Below are 24,929 nucleotides of genomic sequence, written 5' to 3'. Positions count from 1 at the left end.
GAGACTGTCTGAGCCAGCGACAAATTCTTACGCTTGCACCGGCGACAATTCGCGACGACAATTTTGTGAGTGAAATCGAGACTGCTTATATGCAGATGTATTCTTCAGATATCTTTATCTCTTCCAAGGTCTTCTTCGTGGCTCAATCGAAGGCCGAGGCCGCGCAGATGGCCAATCACGCAAAACAAACTGCATTGACGGTTCCTGAGAACGACCTATTCACTGACCGTGACTTCAAGGATCCCACGCTCGCGACCTTGACATTTGCAACTACGTTCAACTTTTGGGGATTATTAGACGACAAGCGCCTCAGTGACGACGGCCCTCTGGGCAGTTTTCTAAAATCATCCAACTGTTCAACGGGGGCATCAAAATACCGGCTGATTACCGGAATGGCGCTCGTTGGAGCGACGGTGTACATCAAGGCTGAGAGTAGAGTTGAGGCCGAAGAAACGTTCCGTCTCTTAGAATCCAGGTCATTTCAGTTGGAGACTAACGCTAACGGCATCGGCCTCCTCGGCATAACGGAGCTCAACGGCATCTGCTTCGCTGATAATTTTAGGTGCCACATATTAGAACATGACAGTCTGAAATATCGAGGGTCTTGGGTCTAAGGATGTCTAAGTGTCCGCAACGATCCAGTCGGAAGGTAATCCCCCCGCAAAACCCTGTTCGCGAGCCTTTATCTCGTATGAGCACGTAACGTCATTTGTCCTGCCTGTCGGTGTTGGCTGGTGGTTCATGGCAAAAAACTGCGCCGACGATTTTGATATTCGTGCGCAGACTTATTGCGCCGACGAAACTATCGAGGCACCCTTTTAGTAAGGACTTTTTTACTGTTGAAAGGCCAAAATTTTGACATCCTCCGCATGCCTCGCTGAGCTGATCGACGAAGGCTATTCAAAATGCTTCGCATTTCAAATCAACCACACGTACCTGATGGACGAGGGCGACTTCGTACTCTTCGACGAACAAGATCGAGACATTTGGGGCGATACGCCGATGTCACATGTCGACGAAGTTATGAAGACGCAAGTCGGATCGGAGCCAGGCTATGCTAGCGAATGGATGACACCAACTCGTACTACAGGAGACCGTGAACGATTTGCTCAAGTGCGTTACCGTCTAATCTGCGTTTCGGCTATTGATCCTGAAAAGGCGGCCGATCGTGAGAAGGCGTAAGCATCGGTAAAAAAATGCAGGGAGAGACAGGACGCTTTGCGTCGATAGACTGGGAGATTTGGGCTAATACCGTTTCGGCTTTCGTCTATCCATAGCCAATAACCTACATCGCCAAAATGACCACCTAATTCCGGCAACTCTGCCGCGTAGTGATCTAGGAGGAATTCAGCCGTCTGTGCTGTCTAGTGCCCAATCGAAATCAAGAGCACCCGTCGGAACTTCCCGAAGGGTTCGTCGTGGTACAGAGGCGTCATCTGCGACGTTCTTTCTTGGACGCGAGTAGCTTTTCAATCGCCGCTACGATGCTGTAGGCGTGCTTTGGTCTAGCGTCGACCTGCTGCGTCGAACAACGTTCAGTTTTGACAGCGCTTGGTCGACAGTCAAATTTCCCCCGTAACCTTACTGCGCCCTACGGTACGCTTTCTAGATCAGAGGACTAGGACGTGGTCCCTTGCTACTTTTTGTATTGCGATCGCCTGGCCGACCTTGAGGGTCGCGTTGTGTGCTAAGCGCGACCGTCTTGGAGCCCGTGCGGAATGTCTGCCAAGAAGCGGCCATCTAGCTCCTGCACCGCGATATTGATCCGTTCGTGATGTTTCGGCCTACCCTATAGAAATAGACCGCTGGCCGACCTTAAATGCGGAGAGACATTAAGTGGAAGGCGACGCCTCGTCCATCGATACCGCTACGTCCAGACATTGAGGGCGACCATCGACCTTCTGATTACCTTGCCGCAGACCCTTGCTGCGGCTTCGCTTCGCGCTTCGGACGTAGGCAACTTTGGTTCGTTTTTTGAATCTCGTTTCCACGTAGCCAGTGGGCTCACCTCAAAATTCTTAGGCCGCGAACATGTACGCTCTGATCATCTCTGCCGCCGGGCGCGGGTCGATGGCATTTCCGAGTCCGCGCAGCTTATCCACTCTGCCGGGTATCCCATTTCCCAGCCAGCGAACTCTGGGTGAAGGGAGCGCCCGCCATTTTCCGTCGGAGCACTCGAAATATTGCTTGCCGCGAAAACTTGCGAGGGAAGCGGTGAACCCGCGGCTCCGAAACTCATGTTCGGTCCACCCCTCTCCCCATCCGAAGCGCGAAGCGTGCTCCATAAAGACAGGACGACGTTCTGAAGTGTGACCTGTCTCTTCTTGCCATCTGGCGTCCTCCCCGACAGAGACGTTCCCGCTGGTATCGTCTGTCCGCCACTCGGAGTTGTCGTAGTCGGCCACAAACCAATAGCGATCTCGGAAGTGCTCCGCACCCGCGCTCGCGGCTTCCATCGGGACTGCCCCCATGGCGTAACCCATGGTTTCCAGATCACTTCGCACGAGGGCGAGCCAACCAGCTGCAGCCGCAGATTGCTCTCCAAAGATGACTGAAGGCTGTCGCTCCGCCATGAGCCGTTTGAATTCTGGCCAGAGGTGTCTCGGGTCGTTAAAACCTTCTCGTTTGCCTGAGACGGAGAACGGTTGGCATGGACAGCTGCCAGTCCACAAAGGACGCTCGTCGTCCCATCCGGCGAGGCGGGCTGCGAGGCTCCATCCCCCAATACCGGCAAAGAAGTGGCATTGGCCATAGTTTTTGAGGTCGTCCGGTTGAACATCGACAATGCTCCTTTCATCTACATCGCCTGGCGCGATCAGTTTTTTTGCTATGAGGTTGCGTAGCCACTGTGCGGCAAACGGATTGTTTTCGTTGTAATACGCGGTCATGAAGCAGACCGCGTCTCATTGAGACATTGAGAGGCGATCTCGACATCAACCAATCTGGCGAGGCCAAGTGTGCGGGACCACCCGCCGATTCCAGCAAAGAAATGGCTAGATGGTTTGAGGTCGTCGGAATAGACGTCGGCAATCGATCTTTCATCGACATCGCCGGGTGCGATTAGGTTTGCGGAGATCAAGCTTCGAAGCCACTGCGCGTGGTAGTGGCTACTTTCGTTGTGATAAGCGGTCATGAGCCAACCCTCATGTGGAGGGCTACTGCGCCCGATCCCCGGTTGAAGCGCAGGGAGCGGTCTTCTAGTGAGGCTTGGTTTGTAAGCGGCAGCACAATGCCGTCGGCAAAGCGTTCACCGCATGCGGTGGTGGTACGAGCTAAGAATTGCATATTGGGGGAGCCGGTTAACTTAATAGAATTGTCAGTTCAAAACCGGAGTTATGGCAAGCGAGAAATGTCCGATTTTTTAATTTTCGGAAGCTCGTGTTTTGACCTGGAGTTGCGTCGAGGCGTCATTGCTGCCGATCTCTCTGTCGGTGCTCACAAGTAACCTGCAATGTTCAGTCCTTAAACAGCAGAGTTCGACCTATATCCCGGCAAGGAAACTTGCGTCGGTTATAGGAATCGCCCAGGAATAATTTTTAATTTCCTTGGTGAACAGTCAGATGATCATACCAGGTCTGAGAACGTACAAGGTCAACGAATGGGCCCGCCGCCCGCTGGTTGACTTCATCCTGGATTCGCTCAAGGCCGCGGGATGCAAGATCCTTCACGCTTCACAGCCGGACATGGCACCGTTCGTGGTAACGTTCGAGACGCCCACGGCCGAGCGAATTGGGATCGTCGCTTACGCTTTTCTTGCGACAAGAACTCCGACAAAAAATCGACCATCGGACGAGCGCAGCTTTCAGCTTAAATATGGAGGCAAAGCCTCGTATGGCGGAGAGAACCTGCACGATCTTTGGCAGGACCCCTTTGGCATGTTCACCACTATGTTGGTGGGTATAGACCCCACAGATGGTTTTTGCGTTGCCGCCGACCCGGTCCTTCACAGCCCGACAAAATTTTTTATAAGGATGGAATTTAAAGACGAGCACGCTGAAGAGATCAAATCCAAGGGCTGGCATGTCTGGCAACGCACCAAGCGAAGTGTCAGCGCCAACGGCCCGCTTTTTGAGACACTTGCGGGGGCTGACAAAGCTCATTTCCTGGATCTGGTCCGGTTCGAGCGTGCCGGGCGAGGATTGGATCCCGGCGACCGTCTGTTGCTTGGCGAGAGATACATGTCTCAGCTACCCACGTCGCATCCGCCAATGCTGATCAGTGCAGCCGTGGAAAAAGATATCCATCCGCTGGCGAAGCAATTTGAATTGTCACCCGACGAGATCATGGATCTCATCTCGGGTGCAAGTCGCCTTAAAATGGCAGTGCGCGGGTGGGTCGCAGAGGAGCACCTGCGGGCCACACTCACCGACACGACCGGCGTAACCCATTGCGAACGACTTGACGAAGAAGGCGGCCCTGACATTTTGATCCGGTACCAAAATGGTCCACCGCTTACGCTTGAGTGCAAAAATGTGGGGAGGCAAACTGATAGGTTTGGTAATCCGAAAGTCGACTTCCAGAGAACTCGTGCCTCGAAGGGCGATCCTTGTTCGAGGTATTACCAGCCTTCGGATTTTGATATTGTCGCTGCATGTCTCCATTCGATCTCGGGCAGCTGGGACTTCAAATATATTCCGTCGGCGGATCTTCCTGCTCACAGTTCATGCTACGGTAGAATCAATTATAATGTCCGCGTCAACGACACATGGTCCTCGCAAGCCGCTAACGTTTTTGCTAGGGCCTATGCGGCAAAAGGAGTTGCGGTCTGACCGGTAGCTCCTCTCAGATGAAGGTTTAAGGATGAGCAAACCGTCGGTGATCAGTTTGTTTACCGGGGCAGGCGGACTGGATTTCGGATTCGAAGCCGCTGGTTTCCGAACAGCCGTGGCTTTGGAAATGGATGCAAAGTGCTGCGCTACCCTGCGTCACAACAGAGACTGGACAGTCATACAGGGTGATATTGCAAACGTTTCGACGGCAGAGATCCTGAAGGCCGGCAAATTGAAGGCTACTGAAGTCGACGTTTTGATCGGTGGCCCTCCGTGTCAGCCTTTCTCAAAATCGGGATTTTGGGCAACGGGTGAGGCTAAGCGCCTTAACGATCCTCGCGCTGCAACCCTCGACGGATATTTGAGGGTTCTCGCTGAGGCGAAGCCCCGAGCGTTCTTATTAGAAAATGTGGAAGGTATCGGCTTTAAAGGCAAGGACGAGGGCCTCCAGCTGATTCAAGCTCGGCTGTCCTTGATCAACGAGAAAGAGGGGACAAATTATCGCGCCAATATCGCGGTCGTGAACGCCGCCGACTATGGAGTACCGCAGCTACGCAAGCGCACAATTGTCATTGGTTCACGTGACGGCGACGAGTTCTCATTTCCAGCATCCACCCACGCCAGTCGGGACGAGTTGTTGGCTAAAGGACTGCGAACCTACCTGACCGCTTGGGACGCACTTCACGACCTACCAGCGTCAATCGACCCGTCAGTTGAGTTAAAAGGTAAATGGGCAAATCTTCTCGCCAGCATTCCAGAAGGCCAGAATTACCTTTGGCATACAGAGCGCGGGGAGGGCCTGCCGCTTTTCGGCTGGCGAACGCGTTTCTGGTCGTTCATGTTAAAGTTGGCAAAGACTGAACCGTCTTGGACAATTCAGGCGCAGCCAGGTCCTGCCACCGGACCCTTTCATTGGGATAATCGTCGTCTTACAATGCGTGAGATGGCTCGGCTCCAAACATTTCCAGACGACTTTGAAACCGTCGGCACGTTGACAGACGCCCAACGCCAGCTGGGAAACGCTGTGCCAAGCCTTTTGGCCGAGGTCCTGGCGACTGAAATTTCGGTGCAGCTGCTTGGACGTACACGGCCCAATCGTGGCTACCAGCTTGGCGTGAAGGCAGCGACGTCTTCTCCTCCGCCATCGGTCGTCACTCCGGTACCTGCGCAGTATCTAGATCTGCTCGGCGATCACGAGGCTCACCCCGGCACCGGAAAAGGACGAGGGGCTCGCCAGCGCACACTCGTGGCTGCTGAGTAGCCGGTTGGCACTGGCAGACCTATAAATCGTTTGCTGTGCTCGTCCAGCTGTCTTGGCAAGGCCATTGCAATAAGACCGTGGATCCAGCGAACCTCGTCATCCTTTTATGCGGATTTTGAATCCAAATAGGTTTTTGTGGCGACTCCCACGATGACTTCCCCGCTATTAGGAAAAGCAATCGTCACAGCGTTCCAGCGATCTCTATATTTCTAGGTGATCTCGATTTAGAGCGCCAGTTGGACGAGGAAATCCAACCGATCATTGACGCTGTGTTAGACGTTCACTGGATACACGGCAATCATGACACGGATCGCGAACAATCGATTTTTTTTCAAAGCGGCGTTGCCAACAGAAACCTTAGCGGATGGGTCGTCGACAACGGCGTCAGAATTGCTGGTCTTGAGGAGTGTTCCATGCGGACGTGTGGGATCCGAAAAATGGGGCAGGAGTTCCAGACTTCTTCATCCGCAGAGGATCCATGGCGCTTCACGCACGGGATGCGTTGCGTGGCAGCCTGCCTTTGCTTCATCGATCTACCGTTTTTCCTGAAGATCCAAATGTCCTCGCAAGGCCAAAGGCAGACATTTTAGTGACGCATGAGGTGCCCGGTGTCATCGATACGGACATTTGGAGGTCGATTTTCTTGCTGAGATTGCGGGTGGCGGCAAGTTCCACTTGCGTCCCGCAAAATATAAGCTTTGTTTAGTTTGGAAGGACTTAAGGGGGCGAAGGTGCGGTGGAAGGGTGCCAAACGGGAGATTCTCCAGAGCGTCGCTAATATGAGAACTCGCCGTGCATTATTAAGAGCTATGCAAATTCAATGCGCCATTATTTTGCCGCATTTGCGTCACGATTGCGTCCAGTTCTGTAATGTAAATCCATTATTTCGAAGACAAGATTAATTTTTCTTCATAAAAATACAGACATTGCCTGTCTTTTTGAGTGTGCGACGCCGCAATTTTATTGCGCTGCACAATAGATTTTTTGGCCTTTTAAGCTTCGTTGTTTGACAAAGCGGACTTGGAATCACGTCGCAACGCAGAACGCCATAAGACTATATGCAAGGTAACGCCCCTCTTAATACACGAGTAAACACAAGCTTTCCGAACGTGAAGCACCGTAGAGGTGGGGTCGTTGTTGTTTTTTGTTCGGTTAATATTGTGAACAGTTCTTTTGTGAGTATTTCTGAGGCCGTCATGGGCCGAGACTAAGGCACCCTGCCTCACAAAAAATTCAAAACCATCAAATTCTGGTCACAGCCTTGCTGTCTCATCTAGTCTCATTGATGCGCCCAACGGGTACCGACCATCGCAAAACATAAATGGAGTTTCCTCTATGAAGTCCGCGACACGATCGGCTGTTTCGCCGCTTAGTAGCTCAGACGATACCGACCTGAGCTTTCCAATCGGAGGAATCGCTAAACGCAGCTTTGACGTTTCGTCAGCCCTGCTAGCACTCCTCATCCTTAGCCCGATCTTTTTGATGATCATGGCTATGGTAAAATTCTCTGACCGTGGTCCCGCATTTTATGGGCACCGCCGCGTCGGCCATAATGGACGTATGTTCCATTGCCTGAAGTTCCGCACCATGGTGATGAACGGTGATGAAGTTCTGCGTCAGTACCTTGCAGCAAACCCTGAAGCTGCCGAGGAATGGAAAGCTACGCGTAAACTCAAGAACGACCCACGCGTCACAGCGATCGGCAACGTTCTGCGTAAGCTCAGCCTGGATGAACTGCCGCAGCTCGTTAATATCCTTCGTGGCGAAATGAGTGTTGTCGGTCCACGTCCCGTAGTTGACGAAGAGCTCAACTACTACGAAGGCGCTGCTTCCTATTATCTCAGCACGCGTCCAGGCCTGACTGGCTTGTGGCAGATCAGCGGTCGTAACGACGTTTCCTACAAGGAGCGCGTCGACTTCGATACGCAATATGTGCGCAACTGGTCGATGATGCAGGACGTTTCGATTATCGTTAAAACCATTCCCGCAGTTTGCATGTCTCGTGGCAGCTACTGAACAAATTTCATCGTTCGTCGTTTTGCACAAAAGATATTGCCGCCACCCTATGTGGCATTTGCGACCGGCCCTTATAAGCTGGTCGTAATCCGGTCGCGGTCTTGCGATCGTAAATATGGAGTTCAAGATGGTTGGCATCGCCACCGGCTTTTCTAAAAACGTTGCGTCCCGCAAATTCTTTGCGCTTGCTGTTACAGCGTCGCTGGTTTTCATTGCTCCTCTCCAGGCATTTGCGCAGGACAAGCAATATCTTCTCGGCACCGCTGACAAGCTGCGCATTCGCGTTGCCGAATGGCAGCCTGCCGATGGCACTATCCGCAATTGGGAAGTGATCAACGGAGATTATTCCGTTGGCGCATCCGGTTCGCTGTCCCTGCCATTCATCGGCCAATTGGACGTTGCCGGTAAAACCACAGGCCAAGTGGGTGAAGAGATCGGTGCGCAACTGCAAAGCAAGTTTGCGTTGCGCAACCTGCCGTCTGCCTCCGTCGAAATCTCTCAATTCCGCCCGGTGTTCCTGACCGGTGATGTTCAGACCCCCGGCGAATATCCCTATGCCCCCAATCTGACCGTATTGAAGGCTGTCAGCCTTTCCGGCGGTCTGCGCCGTTCCGATGCTGGCCAGCGCTTTGCACGCGACTTTATCAATGCCCGTGGCGATGCTGCCGTCTATGACGACCAGCGCGGTCGTCTTCTGGCACGGCAGGCTCGGCTTCAGGCAGAGGTGAGGGGCGACACGGAAATAGCCAAGACGCCCGCCCTTGAAAAAATCCTGAATATCGATGCTCTCTTGGAGAGCGAAAATGCTCTCATGAAGTCGCGTAGCGAACGCTATACGCTTCAGTTGAAGGCCCTGACCGATCTCAGGCAGCTTCTGGAAACGGAAGTCGAATCCCTGCAAAAGAAGTCGGAAACCCAGAATCGTCAGCTGCAACTGGCCAATGAGGACAAGGAAAAGGTAAACCGGCTGAATGAGCAGGGTCTTGCCCTTGCCCAGCGGCGGATTTCTGCCGAAGAGCGTGCCGCCGAAGTGGAGTCCACGCTTCTCGATATCGATACGTCTTCGTTGCGCGCCAAGCAGGATATCAACAAGGCAATGCAGGACGAGATCAACCTGCGCAATGATTGGGTCGCTCAGCGCTCCAAGGAATTGCAGGATACAGAAGCTGAACTGCAGAAGCTGAACCTGCAACTCGGCACCAGCCGCGAATTGATTTCCGAAGCACTGGCGCAATCAGCCGAGGCCATTCGCTTTGATCCTTCGGGCAAGTCGGCGACCATCACCTACGTTATCGTTCGCGAACAGGACGGTACATCGAAGGAAATCAAGGCTGACGAAACCACATCCATTCAGCCTGGTGATGTGATAAAGGTGTCATCAGACGTTCTGATGCAGTGAGGCCCACATGCGGATTGCCAAATCGGCACTGATCGATCCGGATAGAAACGGCCTTTACGGAATGGCGGCGGTGGCGCTGTCATTCTTCGTCTTCGCCTATTCATCCAAGTTCGGCATGGTCTCGGTCCTTGCCTACTACGCCGTGTGGCTCCCACTCGTTCTGGTGGATTACCGTCGTGTTTTGGGCAATTACACCCGTTACCTCTGGATTTTCGGTTTCGGTATTCTCGCGGTGCTCTCCAGTTTCTGGTCGGACGCCATGTCCACAACCATGAGGGCATCCATTCAATATATGACGCATATCGTCTGCGCACTGATTGCGATGCGCGTCATCTCGATCACCACACTGACGCGCGGTGCGCTTATCGGCATTATTGTCGTTCTGCTTTATTCCATGCTGTTCGGTATTTATCTTTTCGATGCTCTGGATGGCACATTCAGTTTCGTCGGTGCTTTTTCCTCCAAGAATCAGCTTGGTTTCTATGCATCTCTCGGTGTGATTTTTGCCGCCTCCTCGGTGCTGGTGCTGCGTCAGCGCGACATGATCTGGCTTGGTATTGCCGGAATGGCAGGCTTGCTCTCAGCTTATTGCCTGCTGGCATCACAATCGGCCACGTCAGTCATCACGACGGCCGCCGTTGTTGCTCTCATCATCGGCTTTATGCCCATGGGCATGCTGTCTCCCGCCAATCGCAAGATGATCTTTCTTGCTCTGGTGGGCGCAGGTGGCCTGCTTGTGGTGGCGGCTTTGCAATTTGGCCTGCTGGATGCGGTGCTTGGCATTTTCGGCAAGGACTCGACACTGACCGGGCGCACCTATCTATGGCAGCAAGGCATCGAGGCCGCGAAAGCCTCTCCTATCCTGGGCGTAGGCTATCAAGGCTTTTGGGTCGTGGGCTTTTATGATGCCGAGCGTCTGTGGGACGATTTCTTCATCACCACGCGCAGCGGTTTTCACTTCCACAATACCTATATCGAAACCGTCGTAGAGAATGGCTTCGTTGGCTTGGCACTGCTGGTTATGGTGCTGTACGGAACGCTCCTCGGGCACTTGCGCTCTGTGCTGGTGCGCAACCGCGATCCGCAGGGACTGATCCTTTTTGCTCTTTGCGCGCTGTTCGTTGTGCGATCCTTCGTGGAAATCGACATTATCTTCGCCTATCAGATCGGCTCTTTCCTGCTCTATTATTCAGCAGGAAAACTGACGCTGCCAAAGCGTGTGGCCGCTGGCGCATTTTCTGGCGTGGCCATGCGCCCTGTGCCGGGGCGCTGACTTTCATCAATATGGAGACGTCTTTTTGTCTTATCCACAGGACGCGGGAAAGCTTATTGACTCTTTGCTGAAATAGGAACAAAAAGTGAACAAGTAGTTTTTGAAGCGTGAAGTGCCTCTAAAAGTGTTGTGTCATGCATAAACGCGCCGAACAGTTGGTTGTCGAAGAATTGCGGGAGCGGCTGGAGCGGATCACGCAAGGTCCGGTACGGCATCATGAAACCCTGCCTTTCGGTGTTCCTTCCATTGATGAGCATCTGCCCGGCGGCGGCTTGAAGCTCGGAAGTTTGCACGAGGTCAGCGGTGGCGGCAATGGTGCCGTGGATGGCGCTGCTCCGGCGCTGTTTTCCGCAGGCATAGCCGCACGTGTGAAAGGCAAAATTCTTTGGTGCGTGACCCGGCCTGATCTGTTCATGCCTGCCTTGACGCAGGCGGGCCTATCGCAAAACCGCCTGATCATTGTGGAGTGTCGCGATGAAAAAGGCGTGCTGGACTGTTTCGAAGAGGGCTTGCGCTGCAACGGCTTCGGGGCAGTGGTGGGTGAAGTGTCGAAACTGCCAATGACCATCTCCCGACGTTTGCAATTGGCGGCGGAAGGGTCCGGGGTCGTCGGTCTCGCAATTCGTCGCTGGCGTCATCCATCCGGTGCTGTTGAGTTCGGACAGCCGACGGCTGCCGTCACGCGGTGGCGCATTTCCGTGCGGCCCTCCACACCCTTGCCGGTGCAGGGGGTGGGTCGGGCGCGTTGGTTTCTGGAGCTTTTGCGGTGTCGTGGCGGCGAATGTGCCGATTTTGAAGTGGAAGCCTGTGATGCAAAGGGTCGTCTCGCTCTACCTGCCGACATGGTCGACAGACCGCTACCGCAGGACGCTTGGCAAACAAGCGCCACCGCTTGACCGCCCGGTGGTGATGATTGCCAGACAGGGAAGTCGTCGGGTAATCGCAGCGCAGGATGTTGCGGCAGCATCGGCTGGCCTGAGGCTCGGCATGCCGGTCAGCAAGGCGCAGGCCATTCTGCCCGGCCTCATCGTGGAGGAGTTGCAGGCTGCCGAGGATGCCAAAGCGCTGCGGGACCTCGCCTTCTGGTTCCTGCGGATCTACGCACCGATTGTCGCGCCTGATCCGCCTGATGGTCTGGTGCTGGATACGACGGGTGCGGACCATCTGCATGGCAACGAACATCTGATGCTGACCGGCATGATCAACCGCCTGCACGGGCTTGGCTTTACGGCACGTGCTGCGATTGCCGACAGCTGGGGTGCCGCGCATGCGCTGGCTCGCTTCGGCAAGGATGCCGCAACCATCGTGCCGCAAGCGGGTGCCTTTGCCGCACTCGCATCTCTCCCCTTGGCGGCTCTTCGTCTGGAGCCGAGGACCGTGGCCGATCTGAAAGTGCTGGGCTTTCGCCACATTGGGCAGTTGATGGCAACAGCGCGTGCGCCGGTCACGCTGCGTTTCGGCCCGCAGGTGGGTCGCAGGCTGGATCATGCTCATGGCCTGCTGTCAGAACCGATTGAGCCGATCCGCGTGCCGGAATTGGTCGAAGTTTTTCGCTTCTTTGCCGAACCCATTTCTGCTGCCGAGACCATCGCACGATACACCGAAAAGCTCGTTCGCCGGCTTTGTCTCGGGCTGGAAAAGCGTGGCCTCGGCGCACGACGTGTCGATCTCGTGCTGCACCGGGTCGATAGCGGCTTGCAGGCCATCCGCGCCGGAACCTCCAAACCGGTTCGCGACGTCAAGCAATTGACCCGCCTCTTGAGCGACCGGATCGATACGATCGACCCCGGTTTCGGCATCGAGAAAATGACTCTGACGGCAACCCACGCGGAAGCGCTGGTGGTGGGGCAGGCGCGCTCCACCCTGCTGGATGATGCGAAAGCCGATATTGGTGAAACCGTCGATGTCATCATCAACCGCGGCCACAAGGTCTATCGTTATGCGGCAGTCGCCAGCGATGTACCCGAACGTTCCGTCCAGATGGTTGCTGCACAGTCTGCCGCTGATCCTCTCGGCTGGCCGGACCACTGGCCACGTCCAGTTCGCCTCCTTGCCCGCCCGGAGCCGATCAAGACAATGGCACTGTTGCCGGATCATCCGCCCAAAAGCTTCACATGGCGCGGTGTCCGCCGTCTGGTGAAACGGGCCGATGGGCCGGAACGCGTTTTCGGTGAATGGTGGAAACGCGACTGCGAACAGGCTGCAGTTCGCGATTATTTCACCGTGGAGGATGAGGCAGGCGAGCGCTTCTGGATTTTCCGCTACGGTGATGGTGAGCACGCCAATACCGGCTCCTTGAGCTGGTTTATGCACGGGCTATTCGGATGAGCGCTCAATATGCCGAACTTCAGGTGACATCGCATTTCTCGTTCCTGCGGGGGGTCAGTTCCTGCGAGGATTTGTTTGCCCAGGCAAAAGCCCTCGGCATCGAGGCCCTGGGCATTGTGGATCGCAACAGCCTCACCGGAATCCCGCGCGCCTATCGGGCTGCGGAAAAAACAGGAATCCGGCTCGTCATCGGGTGCAGGCTCGACCTGGAAGACGACATCTCCGTGCTTGTCTATCCCACAGATCGGGCCGCCTACGGCCGGCTGTGCCGTCTGCTTACCCATGGCAAGAAAGCGGCGGGCAAAGGAAAATGCCATCTGACATGGAGCGACCTGGTTGCCTATGGTGAAGGGCTGCTGGTCATCCTGTTACCGGACCTTGCGGATGAAGTCCTCTCCATTCGGCTGCGGCGGCTGAAAGCTGATTTTGGTGATCGAGCCTACGTGGCCATGAGCCTCCGCCGCCGTCCGAACGATCAGGTGCGGCTTTATGATCTCTCGCACATGGCAGAGCGTACAGGCGTTGCCACCGTCGTCACCAATGACGTGCTGTTTCATGAGCCGGAACGCCGCATGCTGCAGGACGTCGTCACCTGCATCCGCCACAATTGTACCATCGATGATGCCGGATTCAGGCGCGAACGGCACGCCGACCGCTACCTGAAGCCACCGCAGGAAATGCACCGGCTGTTTTCCGCCTATCCCGGGGCTTTGAGGCGCACGCTGGAGATTATGCGACGCTGCAAATTTTCGCTCAAGGAATTGGAATACCAATATCCTGAAGAAAATACGGAGCCTGGATTGAGTGCTCAGGAAGCACTGGAAAAGTATGTCTGGGATTCCGTCCCAGAACGTTACCCAAATGGTTTGCCGGAGAAGGTCGAAAACGCTCTGAAGCATGAACTGGCTTTGATCGCAAAGCTAAAATATGCGCCCTATTTTCTGACAGTAAATTCTATTGTTCGGGAGGCGCGAAGGCGAAACATTCTCTGTCAGGGGCGCGGCTCTGCTGCCAACTCCGCCGTTTGTTATGTGTTGAAAATTACAGCCATCGATCCTGACGATCATGACTTGCTGTTTGAGCGTTTCATCTCCGAAAACCGTAATGAACCACCTGATATTGACGTGGATTTCGAGCATCAAAAGCGCGAAGAGGTCATACAATGGGTCTATGACCATTACGGGCGCGACAAGGCGGCGTTGTGTTCAGTTGTCACTCGGTACCGGGGCAAAGGGGCCATCCGCGATGTCGGCAAGGTGCTGGGCTTGCCCGAAGACCTGACCAAGCTCATGTCATCGCAAATCTGGTGGTGGACGGAGGACGCGGGTCAAAAAGAAGCGAAAGACCTGAACATCAATCTCGGAGATCGCCGCGTAAAATTGGCCTTCGACCTTGCCAGACAACTCATTGGCACACCACGCCACAACAGCCAGCATCCGGGCGGCTTCGTGCTCACTCATGACAGGCTTGATGAGCTCGTGCCTATCGAGCCAGCGGCCATGGATGATCGCCAGATCATCGAATGGGACAAGGACGATATCGAAATCGTCAAATTCATGAAAATGGATTGCCTAGCACTCGGCATGCTGTCCTGCATGCGTCGGGCTTTCGATATGTTGGAAGAGCGGAAAAAGGAGAGATATGAACTTTCCACAATTCCGCCGAACGATATTCCCACTTACGATATGATCTGCAAGGCTGATACGATTGGCACGTTCCAGATCGAAAGCCGGGCGCAAATGTCGATGCTGCCTCGGTTAAGGCCGCGCGAACTCTACGATCTCGTCATTCAGGTGGCCATTGTCCGGCCCGGCCCCATACAGGGCAACATGGTGCACCCCTATCTCAAACGGCGACAGGAAAAGGCGCAAGGGAAGCAAATCACATACGAGCGTCCTGAGCTTGAAAATGTGCTCTCCAAGACGCTGGGGGTTCCTCTATTTCAGGAACATGCGATGCGGATAGCTATTGATTGCGCAGGTTTCTCCCCCAATGAGGCAGACGAGCTGCGTAGAGCAATGGCCACATTCAAGAACGTAGGAACCATCGCAAATTTTGAAGAGAAGCTGGTAAGTGGTCTGATCAAGAACAACTTCCCCAAGGAGTTTGCTGAACGGCTTTCAGCACAAATCAAAGGCTTCGGCAGCTACGGCTTCCCGGAAAGCCACGCGGCCTCCTTCGCACTGATCGCCTACGCATCCTCCTGGGTGAAATGCCATCATCCTGATATTTTTTGCGCGGCACTTCTAAACTCCCAGCCGATGGGCTTCTATGCCCCAGCGCAACTGGTTCGCGATGCGCAAAATCACGGTGTCGTCGTGCGCCCGGTCTGCATCAACACCAGTCGCTGGGATTGTACGCTGGAAGAGGAAGTCGGGCCGGAGCGAAATGCCGTGCGGCTCGGCATGTGTCTGGTTAAGGGACTTTCCAACAAGCGCGCAAGCGATATCATACTGTGCCGTGAGGACCGCACATTCGTATCCATCGATGATCTATGGCGCAGGGCCGGTGTTCCGGTTGATGCTCTGGTCGCCCTTGCAGAGGCGGATGCGTTTCTGCCGTCGCTTGGCCTATCCCGCCGTCAGGCTCTCTGGGCCATCAAGGCTCTGCGTGATGAGCCGCTACCGTTATTTGCGGCCGCTGCTACAAGCCAGAACAGCGTCATTGCGGAGTTAAGCGAACCAGAGGTCGCCTTGCGCCCCATGACGGCGGGTGGGGAGGTGGTTCAGGATTATGGCCATGTCGGCTTGACCTTGCGCGAGCATCCCATGGCGTTTTTGCGGGATGACCTTTCAAAGCGGCGTATTGCGACTTGTGCGCAAGCCGTTGGTGCAAAAGACGGAAGCTGGCTGGAAATTGCCGGGCTCGTTCTGGTGCGACAGCGGCCCGGCTCTGCGAAAGGTGTCATCTTCATGACGCTGGAAGATGAAACGGGCATCGCCAATGCCGTCGTCTGGGTCAAAACCTTCGAAAAATATCGCCGCGTTATTCTATCGGCTGGCATGGTCGGGATTTACGGAAAAATCCAGCGCGAAGGCGAGGTCGTGCATCTTGTCGCCCGCCGTATCACCGATCTCTCGGATGTGCTGAAAAGCGTGGGCGAAAGGGAAGGGCCGTTTCCGTTGCCGCATGGCCGAGGCGATGAGTTTCACCATGGCATTCCGCCCGAAGACCGTCGCCGCCTCCCGAAACGATCCGAGATGCCGGAGGATGGAGGGGATCAAATCACCGTCAAGGGCCGCAATTTTCATTGAGGCGTGCCGGATATCTCAGAGGGTCATTCGGAGATCGCGTTCTTGATCCGGTCCTTGCCGACCTCGATGACATGCCGCATGGCTTTGACGGCAGAGCCTTCATCGCGTGCCGCAATGGCATGGACGATGCGCAGATGATTGGAGGCAATTTCCGAAATCGTCTCGGGCGATGATGCCGGAGAAGAAAGCTGGAAGGAAATGGCCAGTGCTGCTTCGATCAGGCCGCTGGCAGAGCGCATGAAGGGGTTGCCGGAAATGCGGGCGACGGCCAGATGAAATTCCAGATCGACCTTGGCGATGGTCTCGGGCGTATGGTTCACATTGTCGAACCGGGCAGCAATGGCATAGAGGGAGACGATGTCTTCGCTAGACGCATGGCGTGCGGCCGCTGCTGCTGCTGCCGGTTCCAGCGCCAGCCGGATATCGGCGAGGTGATTGATGAATTCGGGGTCCAGCCCTGCATCGCAGCGCCAGCCCAGAACATCAGGATCAAAAAAATTCCAGCTGGATTTTTCCAGAACGCGGGTTCCAACTTTTGCTTTCGGCTCCACAAGGCGCTTGGCTGCCAGCGTCTTCATGGTCTCACGCAGCACGGTGCGCGAAACACCGAAACGCAAGGAAAGCTCGGCATCATTCGGCAGAAGAGAATTTTCGGGGATGCGGCCCGATACGATGGCGCTGCCGAGTTCAGCCACGACATGCGCGTGGCTGCTGCGCCGCTTTCGTCCGGTAATCGTCGTTTCCAGCAGCCCCAATAAAATGCCTCCGTCGCTATCGTTATGCTGGATGAGCTCCAGCCAGCCTTCTGTTTGAATACCAGATGATGGTGCGTTGCAACACGATGAATATGAACAGCAGGATGCCAATGACGATTTTCGTCCACCAGGATGACAATGTGCCTTCAAAAACGATGTAGGTCTGTATCAGTCCCTGGATCAGCAGGCCGATGAAAGTCCCCGCCACTAGCCCGGTGCCGCCTGTCAGCAAGGTGCCGCCGATGACTACGGCTGCGATTGCATCGAGCTCCATGCCAACCGTCGCCAGCGAATAACCCGAGGATGTATAGAGCGTGTAGACGATGCCCGCCAAGCCGGACAGAAAACCCGACAGCGCGTAGATGCCGATGATCGTCTTGCCGATGGGAACGCCCATCAATTCTGCCGATTGCTGATTGCCGCCCAGCGCATAAATGTTCGCGCCAAACCGCGTCCGGCTGGCAACGATGCCGCCCACGACGAAGACGATCAGCATCACGATGGCAAGTGCCGTCAACCGTCCACCGCCGGGCACGCGGAAGTAAAAGCCCTGGATGGCATCGATGACGGGATGCGAGATCGGCACCGACTGCGTCGAGATCAGATAAGCGGCACCACGCGCCAGAAACATGCCGGCCAAGGTCACCACGAAGGGCGGGATCGACAGGAACCGGATCATCCCCCCCATCAGGCAGCCGAAAATCGTGGAGATGACGAGGACGGCTGCGAAGGCGACCAGCGGATGGACGTTATAGGTGCCAACCAGAACAGCAACGAACACGCTGGCGAAGGCAATGACTGAACCGATGGAGAGGTCAATGCCGCCCGAGAGGATGACGAAGGTCATGCCGACTGCGGCAATGCCGAGAAACGCATTATCAGTCAACAGATTGCCGACGACCCGCGTCGAGAACATGGCCGGGTACTGCATAACGCACAGCACATAGGCGACGAGAAAGACGGCAAGCGTCGTCAGAAACGGAAGATTGCGGGTGTGAATCATCGCGCCGCTCCCTCATGGTTGACGGTGTGGGACGGCGTGACGGGAGCCGGTGTCTTGCGCGATCTGGTAAAGCCGATCAGCGTTCCGATGGCTGGGGATTGTAGCGTCAACACGACAATGATGATGCCAGCCTTGATGATGAGGTTGAATTCCGGTGGAAAGCCGGAGACCAGAATGCCGGTATTTATGGTCTGGATGATCAAGGCACCGATCAGAGACGCGGTGATGGAAAAACGCCCGCCATTCAATGACGTGCCACCGATGACCACTGCCAGAATGGCGTCGAGTTCCAGCCATAGACCGGCATTATTGGCATCCGCACCTCTGATATCGGCGGTTACGATCATGCCCGCAACGGCTGCGCAAAGCCCGGATACTGCGTAGACGAAAAACAACAGAAACCGTGCCTGCACACCGGCCAGCGCGGATGCACGGCGGTTGATGCCGGTGGCTTCGATAAGGAAGCCGAGTGCGGATTTGCGCACCAGAATGCCGACGAGCAGCGCTGTCACAACCCAAATGATGACAGGCATGGGGATGCCCGCAAACGCGCCGGTGCCGATGGCGGAAAAGCCGTCATCGTTGAAGGTCAGGATAACGCCTTCGGTGATGAGCTGGGCAATGCCGCGCCCGGCGACCATCAGGATCAGCGTGGCAATGATCGGCTGAATATCGAGAATGGCGACAAGAATACCGTTCCAGATACCGCAGGCAATGCCGACTGCCAGCGAAACGGCGATAACGACGGGAATAGAGTGGCCGCTGGTGATCAGGGTCGCGGCAACTGCGCCACAGATGGCGATGACGGCACCGATGGACAGGTCGATGCCCTTGGTGGCGATGACAAGCGTCATGCCAATCGTCAACAATGCCACCGGCGCTGCGCGCACCAGAATGTCGATGACGCTGCCATAGAGGCGGCCGTTCTGGAACGATACATTCAGGAAGCCTGGCGAAATCAAAGCGATAGCGCCGAGGATGATGATGAGTGCGGCAAGCTGGGGAGCTAGCCGTTTCAGGCGGGCAGTGATGCTCTTCATCATGCGGCCTCCGTTCTGGATGCACTGGCAATGGCTTGCATGATGTTATCTGCGGTCACGTCTTCTCCCTTGAGCTCGGCCACATGTCGGCGGTCCGACAGTACGATGACCCGGTGCGCGACAGCCGTCAGCTCTTCCAGTTCCGAAGAAATGACGATGAGAGACATGCCCTGCGAACAGAGACGCTCGATCATTTTCAGGATTTCCGCGTGAGCGCCGATATCGATGCCGCGTGTGGGCTCATCGAGAATGAGAAGCCGTGGATCTGTCGCCAGCCAACGCGCTAGGATCGCTTTTTGCTGATTGCCGCCAGATAGAAACTTGATCGGCCGCTCCCGATCCGCAGGGCGAATATCGAGTGACTTGATGAAGCCATCCGCCAATGCGGCCTTTTGCTTATGGGAAAGCGGTCGCATCCATCCCTGACGTGCCTGCAAGGCGAGCGCAATATTATCCGCCACGGAAAAATCACCGATAATGCCGTCGGTCTTTCGCTCTTCCGGGCAAAAGCCGAACCCGTTTTCAATGGCGGCCTCTGGAGAGGTAATCGCAACCGTCTTGCCATCGATGCTGGCCTGTCCGCCATCCGGCTTGTCTATGCCGAACAGAAGGAAAGCCGTTTCGCTGCGGCCCGAACCCAAAAGACCGGCGATACCAACAACTTCACCGGGGCGCACATCGAGATCAAACGGTTCGACGCTGCCGCGTTTTCCGTACCCCTCGAAGCGGATCGGCGCTTCGCCCTCCACCACGGTGTTGTCTGCGGCCTGACGGTCATGGGTCACGCTTTGCAGTTCACGTCCCAACATCATCGAAATGAGTTCGCCGCGCGGTAATTCGGAAATCTGGCGGGTGCCGACAAGCTTGCCGTTGCGCAACACGGTGACGCGGTCAGCAATATCGTAAACCTGGTTGAGGAAGTGGGTGATGATGACGATGCCGAGACCTTCCGCGCGCAACTGGCGCAGCACGGTAAACAGCATCTCGACTTCGTGGCTGTCGAGGCTCGCGGTCGGCTCGTCCAGAACCAGAACCTTGCCGGATAGATCGACGGCGCGTGCAATCGCAATAATCTGGCGGATCGCGACGGAGTAGCTCGAAAGCAGCGCATCGACATTGATCGCAAGGCCATATCGCGTCAGCAGCTTTTCTGCTCGGCTGCGCATTTCGCGACGGTCGATCAGGCCGAAACGGCGGGGCTGTCTGCCCAGAAACAGGTTTTCGGCGACGGTCAGATTTTCGAGAAGGTTCACTTCCTGATAGACGGTGCCGATACCGAGGTTTTGCGCCTCGGCAACATTGGTCGGCGAAATCTCTGCGCCATCGAGACGGATGGTGCCACGGTCACGATGATAAACGCCAGTGAGTATTTTGATGAGCGTCGATTTGCCCGCACCGTTTTCTCCCAGCAAAGCATGAACTTCACCACGGTTGAGCGATATATCGACATTATCGAGCGCAGCGATACCCAGGAAAGATTTTCCTATGGCGCGCGCTTCCAGAAGACGGCTGGTTTCGGGCATGGTCAAGTCCTGCACGGAATATAGGTGGGAACGGCGCTTGCGCGCCGCTCCCGAAGCTGGAAACTGGCTTAGTAGCCCAGTCCCTTCTTCTCCTCGTACACTTTCATCGGGTCATCAGACGCCGTGTAGAGCTTGGATTCCGTCTGGATCCACTTTGCAGGCTCTTTCTTGTCCTTCAAATATGCTTCGAGCGCGTCGAAGGCAGGACCAGCCATGTTTGGCGTCAGCTCTACCGTCGCATTGGCTTCACCGGCAGCCATGGCCTTGAAGATATCAGGGACAGCATCGATGGACACGACCTTGATATCTGTGCCTGGCTTCAAACCAGCTTCCTTGATGGCCTGGATTGCGCCGACAGCCATGTCGTCATTGTGAGCGTAGACTGCGCAGATATTCTTGCCGCCGCCTTCAGCCTTGATGAAGCTTTCCATGACTTCCTTGCCCTTGGTGCGGGTAAAGTCGCCAGTCTGCGAACGAACGATCTTGATGTTGGCATGCGATGCGATGCCTTCCTCGAAGCCCTTCTTGCGGTTGATCGCAGGCGAAGAACCGGTGGTGCCCTGGAGCTCTACTACCTTGCAGTCCTTGGAGCCGACATCCTTGGCCAGCCATTCGCCAGCAACCTTGCCTTCATGAACCTGATCGGATGTGACGGCGGTCAGGTAAAGGCTGTCTGGAGCTTCGATCTGACGGTCGAGAAGAATGACGGGAATCTTCTCTTCCTTGGCTTCTTTCAGAACGGCATCCCAGCCGGTTGCGACGACGGGTGCGATGAAGATGGCATCGACGCCCTGTGCGATGAAGCCACGAACGGCCTTGATCTGGTTTTCCTGCTTCTGCTGCGCATCGGCAAACTTCAGCGTTACGCCACGCTTTTCAGCCTGCTGCTTGGTCACCGTTGTTTCGGCCGCGCGCCAACCGGATTCAGAGCCGATCTGCGAGAAGCCAACGGTGAGAGTTTTTGCGGAAACGCCTGATGCCAGACATGCAGATAGAGCGACAGTAACTGCCGCGAGTGCTTTTTTCATCTGTAATCCTCCCAGAGATGAATTCGGCTAAGACGGGCAGATATGAGCATATAGTATTATCTTTGAAAAGTGGCTTCTGAGCGTTTTCTTGTATTCGACGAGGAAGAAATCCTGAGAAAACAGGAATTTTTCTTTATATTACAATAGAATTTGACCCGTAAATAATTTTCGCGCGGCGTACCGATCAACTCTGCGCTCTGCTTGACAAGAGGCCGGGGCGCAAAATAGTAATACGAATACCGAGTGCTGATCCTTGGTGATTGACGGACTCAGTCAATTGCCGCAGATGAGTGTCAGGCAAAAGAAGAATTCAGGGCGGAAACGTGTGACGATCCTTATCGACTGTCTTCAAAAGGTCGGTCAATTCTGGCGATGTCCTCTGCCGGACCTCTCGCGCGCATCGTGCCGCCGAGTTTCTTTTCTCTTGTCCTCATCATAAGGTCGTCGCAATCCTGTTGTCGTACCCATTTGCCACTTCCGGCTGGAGATCAAAGTTATGAAAGACTCGACCAACCTACCCGCAACACAGGCAAAGGGCGGTAAGCTGCGTTCTCGCGCATGGTTCGATAACCCTGATAACGCTGATATGACGGCGCTCTATCTTGAGCGCTATATGAACTTCGGCCTCAGCCAGGCAGAATTGCAGTCCGATCGCCCGATCATCGGTATCGCGCAGACGGGTTCCGATCTGTCGCCGTGCAACCGCCACCATCTCGAGCTTGCCCACCGTCTGCGCGAAGGTATCCGCGAAGCCGGTGGCATCGCCATCGAATTCCCGGTTCACCCCATTCAGGAAACCGGCAAGCGCCCGACAGCGGGTCTCGACCGTAACCTTGCCTATCTCGGCCTCGTGGAAGTGCTGTACGGCTATCCGCTTGATGGCGTCGTGCTGACCATCGGCTGTGACAAGACCACACCTGCCTGTCTTATGGCGGCGGCCACCGTAAACATTCCTGCCATCGCGCTCTCCGTCGGCCCCATGCTGAACGGCTGGTTCCGTGGTGAGCGCACGGGTTCTGGCACCATCGTCTGGAAGGCACGCGAACTTCTGGCCAAGGGCGAAATCGACTATGCCGGTTTCGTCAAGCTTGTTGCGTCTTCTGCCCCATCTACCGGCTATTGCAACACCATGGGCACGGCGACGACCATGAACTCGCTTGCTGAAGCCCTCGGCATGCAGCTGCCGGGTTCTGCGGCCATTCCCGCACCTTATCGCGACCGTCAGGAAATTTCCTACCTCACCGGTTTGCGCATCGTTGAAATGGTTCGCGAAGACCTCAAGCCTTCCGACATCATGACGAAGGACGCCTTCATCAACGCCATCCGCGTCAACTCGGCCATCGGCGGCTCCACCAACGCGCCGATCCACTTGAACGGTCTTGCGCGTCACCTCGACGTCGAACTGACGGTCGATGACTGGCAGACCTATGGCGAAGAGGTTCCATTGCTGGTCAACCTTCAGCCTGCCGGTGAATATCTCGGTGAAGACTATTACCACGCAGGTGGCGTTCCGGCTGTCGTCAACCAGTTGATGACGCAAGGCCTCATCAAGGAAGACGCGATGACGGTCAACGGCAAGACCATTGGCGACAATTGCCGTGGTGCCATCATCGAAGACGAAAAGGTCATCCGTCCTTTCGATCAGCCGCTGAAGGAGCGCGCCGGTTTCCGCGTTCTGCGTGGCAACCTGTTCTCGTCCGCCATCATGAAGACCAGCGTGATTTCGCCAGAATTCCGCGAGCGTTACCTGTCCAACCCCAACGATCCGGAAGCCTTCGAAGGCAAAGCCGTGGTGTTCGATGGTCCGGAAGATTACCACCACCGCATCGACGATCCGTCACTCGGCATCGATGCGAACACGGTTCTCTTCATGCGCGGTGCCGGTCCTATCGGTTATCCAGGTGCTGCCGAAGTCGTCAACATGCGTGCGCCGGATTACCTGCTCAAGCAGGGCATCACCTCGCTTCCCTGCATTGGTGATGGTCGCCAGTCCGGCACATCGGGCAGCCCGTCCATCCTCAACGCATCGCCGGAAGCTGCCGCAGGCGGCGGTCTTGCGATCCTTCAGACCGGCGACCGCGTCCGCATCGACGTTGGCAACGGTAAGGCAGACATTCTGATCTCTGCCGAAGAACTCGCCAAGCGTTATGAGGCCCTGTCCGCATCTGGCGGGTACAAGTACCCCGACCACCAGACCCCATGGCAGGAAATCCAGCGCGGCCTCGTTGGCCAGATGGAAACCGGCGCGGTCCTAGAAAATGCGGTCAAGTATCAGCGCATCGCCCAGACCAAGGGCGTGCCACGCGACAACCACTAAGGTTGGAAAAGGGTGTGTGGGCTTAGTTTGCGAGCTAAGCCCCCTCCGTCATCCTCGGGCTTGTCCCGAGGATCTAACCACGTTTGACGTTGTGGATCGTTAGATGCTCGGGACAAGCCCGAGCATGACGCGGGGTAGGGGTTTTGCCTGGTAATAAACGATCAACGGCTTTGCTAAAGTTGGTTTATTCCGCGTGCATCACCGTCACCGTGCCATCCCGAACGATCTTCACCGCAGATAGCCGACCCGTCATAAACGCTCCAGTGTCAACATTCAGCCGGTTATCGGACAGCGAAACGCTACGCACCGGCGTATGACCATGCACGGTCATGAACAGATTGTCCGCGCCCGGCACCGTTTGCTCCTTGGGTCGTATCCACAGCAGATGCTTGTCGTCCTGCCGTTGCAGCGGTACACCGTTCACCACGCCCGCATGCACGAAACAAAGGCCAGGAACCGCCAGCAGCGATGGCAGCGATGCCATGAAGTCGATATGGTTTTGCGGAATGTGTTCTTTAAGCTGCGCCTTCAGGTGTTTCTTGTCCTGCGATATCTCGCCGATCCCGTAAGACTTGAGCGTTTCCAGCCCTCCGAATTCCAGCCAGAGATGGTCCTTACGCGGATCCTCCAGAAAATCCAGCATCGTCGCTTCGTGGTTTCCGGCAAGGCAAAAACGTTCGATGTCGCCGGACATCGGCTGCATCAACTCATGGATGACATAGGAGGATTTCGGCCCGCGATCGACATAGTCACCCAGCATCACGATCCATTTCGAGCCATGGTGCTGAGCCGCATCGTTCAGGATTTTTTGCTGCAATGCCTGCAACAGGTCGAAACAGCCGTGGACATCGCCGATGGCGTAAATAACGTCTGGTCTCTCATGGGAAAACAACTTCCGGCGCATCTCGGGAGCGGGCATTAGGGGCGAACCTTCTCAAGCGGTGACGGCAGGGCCACGAAATC

The 24,929-nt window shown here is 55.6% G+C and carries 20 protein-coding genes; 12 read left to right on the top strand and 8 right to left on the bottom strand.

From position 1 onward, the window contains the following. Positions 1-65: 65 nt before the first annotated feature. Positions 66-614 (top strand): hypothetical protein, encoded by a 549-nt coding sequence (locus DSM25558_RS19460; protein WP_143240169.1) that lies wholly within the window; start codon positions 66-68, stop codon positions 612-614. Positions 615-855: 241 nt separating this feature from the next. Further along, positions 856-1,182, top strand: coding sequence for a hypothetical protein (locus DSM25558_RS19455; protein WP_077106344.1), 327 nt, complete (start codon positions 856-858; stop codon positions 1,180-1,182). Positions 1,183-2,018: 836 nt separating this feature from the next. Here DSM25558_RS19455 and DSM25558_RS19450 read toward each other — a convergent pair. Together DSM25558_RS19450 and DSM25558_RS19445 are read right to left on the bottom strand one after the other, a co-directional pair. Then, entirely contained in the window at positions 2,019-2,888 is an 870-nt protein-coding gene (locus DSM25558_RS19450; RefSeq protein WP_077106343.1) for a DNA cytosine methyltransferase, read from the bottom strand. Beyond that, complete coding sequence (locus DSM25558_RS19445) at positions 2,885-3,133, bottom strand: hypothetical protein (protein ID WP_077106342.1); 249 nt, start codon at positions 3,131-3,133, stop codon at positions 2,885-2,887. The genes DSM25558_RS19450 and DSM25558_RS19445 overlap by 4 nt, the downstream gene beginning before the upstream one ends. A 427-nt stretch (positions 3,134-3,560) precedes the next feature. Between DSM25558_RS19445 and DSM25558_RS19440 the strand changes: the two genes are divergently transcribed. The 9 genes from DSM25558_RS19440 to DSM25558_RS19400 all read left to right on the top strand — a co-directional run bounded on the left by DSM25558_RS19440 (position 3,561) and on the right by DSM25558_RS19400 (position 16,300). Continuing rightward, a complete protein-coding gene (locus DSM25558_RS19440; protein WP_077106341.1) occupies positions 3,561-4,769 on the top strand; it encodes a hypothetical protein in 1,209 nt (402 codons plus the stop codon). 31 nt (positions 4,770-4,800) lie between these two features. Further along, positions 4,801-6,030, top strand: coding sequence for a DNA cytosine methyltransferase (locus tag DSM25558_RS19435; RefSeq protein WP_077106340.1), 1,230 nt, complete (start codon positions 4,801-4,803; stop codon positions 6,028-6,030). A 119-nt stretch (positions 6,031-6,149) separates the two neighbouring features. Next, entirely contained in the window at positions 6,150-6,620 is a 471-nt protein-coding gene (locus tag DSM25558_RS29845; RefSeq protein WP_143240172.1) for a metallophosphoesterase, read from the top strand. A gap of 745 nt (positions 6,621-7,365) precedes the next feature. Further along, positions 7,366-8,046 carry a sugar transferase gene (locus DSM25558_RS19425; protein WP_077106338.1) on the top strand — a complete coding sequence of 227 codons (681 nt, stop codon included), beginning with the start codon at positions 7,366-7,368 and terminating at the stop codon, positions 8,044-8,046. 127 nt (positions 8,047-8,173) lie between these two features. Beyond that, positions 8,174-9,445, top strand: a complete 1,272-nt coding sequence (locus tag DSM25558_RS19420) for a polysaccharide biosynthesis/export family protein (protein WP_143239303.1) — start codon at positions 8,174-8,176, stop codon at positions 9,443-9,445. A gap of 7 nt (positions 9,446-9,452) precedes the next feature. After that, complete coding sequence (locus tag DSM25558_RS19415; RefSeq protein WP_077106336.1) at positions 9,453-10,718, top strand: O-antigen ligase family protein; 1,266 nt, start codon at positions 9,453-9,455, stop codon at positions 10,716-10,718. 134 nt (positions 10,719-10,852) lie between these two features. Beyond that, entirely contained in the window at positions 10,853-11,614 is a 762-nt protein-coding gene (locus DSM25558_RS19410) for an ImuA family protein (protein WP_077106335.1), read from the top strand. Continuing rightward, positions 11,529-13,046: a Y-family DNA polymerase gene (locus DSM25558_RS19405; protein WP_077106334.1), complete on the top strand. Its 1,518-nt coding sequence runs from the start codon at positions 11,529-11,531 to the stop codon at positions 13,044-13,046. The genes DSM25558_RS19410 and DSM25558_RS19405 overlap by 86 nt, the downstream gene beginning before the upstream one ends. Beyond that, a complete protein-coding gene (locus DSM25558_RS19400) occupies positions 13,043-16,300 on the top strand; it encodes an error-prone DNA polymerase (RefSeq protein ID WP_077106333.1) in 3,258 nt (1,085 codons plus the stop codon). The genes DSM25558_RS19405 and DSM25558_RS19400 overlap by 4 nt, the downstream gene beginning before the upstream one ends. A 23-nt stretch (positions 16,301-16,323) precedes the next feature. Here the strand turns inward: DSM25558_RS19400 and DSM25558_RS19395 are convergent, their stop codons facing one another. The 5 genes from DSM25558_RS19395 to ytfQ form a co-directional block, all read right to left on the bottom strand. Next, entirely contained in the window at positions 16,324-17,055 is a 732-nt protein-coding gene (locus DSM25558_RS19395) for a FadR/GntR family transcriptional regulator (RefSeq protein WP_077106332.1), read from the bottom strand. Between the two features lie 22 nt (positions 17,056-17,077). Continuing rightward, on the bottom strand, positions 17,078-18,058 hold the full coding sequence (gene yjfF / locus DSM25558_RS19390) for a galactofuranose ABC transporter, permease protein YjfF (RefSeq protein ID WP_083716577.1): 981 nt from the start codon (positions 18,056-18,058) through the stop codon (positions 17,078-17,080). Continuing rightward, positions 18,055-19,098: an ABC transporter permease gene (locus DSM25558_RS19385; RefSeq protein WP_083716582.1), complete on the bottom strand. Its 1,044-nt coding sequence runs from the start codon at positions 19,096-19,098 to the stop codon at positions 18,055-18,057. The genes yjfF and DSM25558_RS19385 overlap by 4 nt, the downstream gene beginning before the upstream one ends. Next, the gene (locus tag DSM25558_RS19380) at positions 19,098-20,621 is read right to left on the bottom strand and encodes a sugar ABC transporter ATP-binding protein (protein WP_077106330.1); all 1,524 of its coding nucleotides are present in this window, start codon (positions 20,619-20,621) and stop codon (positions 19,098-19,100) included. The genes DSM25558_RS19385 and DSM25558_RS19380 overlap by 1 nt, the downstream gene beginning before the upstream one ends. A 68-nt stretch (positions 20,622-20,689) precedes the next feature. Then, a complete protein-coding gene (ytfQ, locus tag DSM25558_RS19375; protein ID WP_077106329.1) occupies positions 20,690-21,649 on the bottom strand; it encodes a galactofuranose ABC transporter, galactofuranose-binding protein YtfQ in 960 nt (319 codons plus the stop codon). 496 nt (positions 21,650-22,145) lie between these two features. Here ytfQ and DSM25558_RS19370 point away from each other — a divergent pair, with 496 nt between their 5' ends. After that, positions 22,146-23,966, top strand: a complete 1,821-nt coding sequence (locus DSM25558_RS19370; protein WP_077106328.1) for an IlvD/Edd family dehydratase — start codon at positions 22,146-22,148, stop codon at positions 23,964-23,966. Positions 23,967-24,150: 184 nt separating this feature from the next. On the opposite strand, the gene DSM25558_RS19365 is transcribed toward DSM25558_RS19370, so the two are convergent. Next, positions 24,151-24,885, bottom strand: coding sequence for a metallophosphoesterase (locus DSM25558_RS19365; RefSeq protein WP_083716576.1), 735 nt, complete (start codon positions 24,883-24,885; stop codon positions 24,151-24,153). Positions 24,886-24,929 lie beyond the last annotated feature (44 nt).

Source organism: Agrobacterium sp. DSM 25558 (assembly GCF_900100825.1).
GTDB lineage: Bacteria > Pseudomonadota > Alphaproteobacteria > Rhizobiales > Rhizobiaceae > Agrobacterium.
This window is presented reverse-complemented; position numbering and strand designations above follow the sequence as displayed.

Coding starts and splice junctions, on each gene's coding strand:
- DSM25558_RS19405 (WP_077106334.1), top strand. CDS start 11,529: ATGCAAAGGGTCGTCTCGCTCTACCTGCCGACATGGTCGACAGACCGC.
- DSM25558_RS19400 (WP_077106333.1), top strand. CDS start 13,043: ATGAGCGCTCAATATGCCGAACTTCAGGTGACATCGCATTTCTCGTTC.
- DSM25558_RS19420 (WP_143239303.1), top strand. CDS start 8,174: ATGGTTGGCATCGCCACCGGCTTTTCTAAAAACGTTGCGTCCCGCAAA.
- DSM25558_RS19365 (WP_083716576.1), bottom strand. CDS start 24,885: ATGCCCGCTCCCGAGATGCGCCGGAAGTTGTTTTCCCATGAGAGACCA.
- DSM25558_RS19435 (WP_077106340.1), top strand. CDS start 4,801: ATGAGCAAACCGTCGGTGATCAGTTTGTTTACCGGGGCAGGCGGACTG.
- DSM25558_RS19440 (WP_077106341.1), top strand. CDS start 3,561: ATGATCATACCAGGTCTGAGAACGTACAAGGTCAACGAATGGGCCCGC.
- yjfF (WP_083716577.1), bottom strand. CDS start 18,058: ATGATTCACACCCGCAATCTTCCGTTTCTGACGACGCTTGCCGTCTTT.
- DSM25558_RS19415 (WP_077106336.1), top strand. CDS start 9,453: ATGCGGATTGCCAAATCGGCACTGATCGATCCGGATAGAAACGGCCTT.
- DSM25558_RS19410 (WP_077106335.1), top strand. CDS start 10,853: ATGCATAAACGCGCCGAACAGTTGGTTGTCGAAGAATTGCGGGAGCGG.
- DSM25558_RS19380 (WP_077106330.1), bottom strand. CDS start 20,621: ATGCCCGAAACCAGCCGTCTTCTGGAAGCGCGCGCCATAGGAAAATCT.
- DSM25558_RS19370 (WP_077106328.1), top strand. CDS start 22,146: ATGAAAGACTCGACCAACCTACCCGCAACACAGGCAAAGGGCGGTAAG.
- DSM25558_RS19425 (WP_077106338.1), top strand. CDS start 7,366: ATGAAGTCCGCGACACGATCGGCTGTTTCGCCGCTTAGTAGCTCAGAC.
- ytfQ (WP_077106329.1), bottom strand. CDS start 21,649: ATGAAAAAAGCACTCGCGGCAGTTACTGTCGCTCTATCTGCATGTCTG.
- DSM25558_RS19445 (WP_077106342.1), bottom strand. CDS start 3,133: ATGACCGCTTATCACAACGAAAGTAGCCACTACCACGCGCAGTGGCTT.
- DSM25558_RS19385 (WP_083716582.1), bottom strand. CDS start 19,098: ATGAAGAGCATCACTGCCCGCCTGAAACGGCTAGCTCCCCAGCTTGCC.
- DSM25558_RS19450 (WP_077106343.1), bottom strand. CDS start 2,888: ATGACCGCGTATTACAACGAAAACAATCCGTTTGCCGCACAGTGGCTA.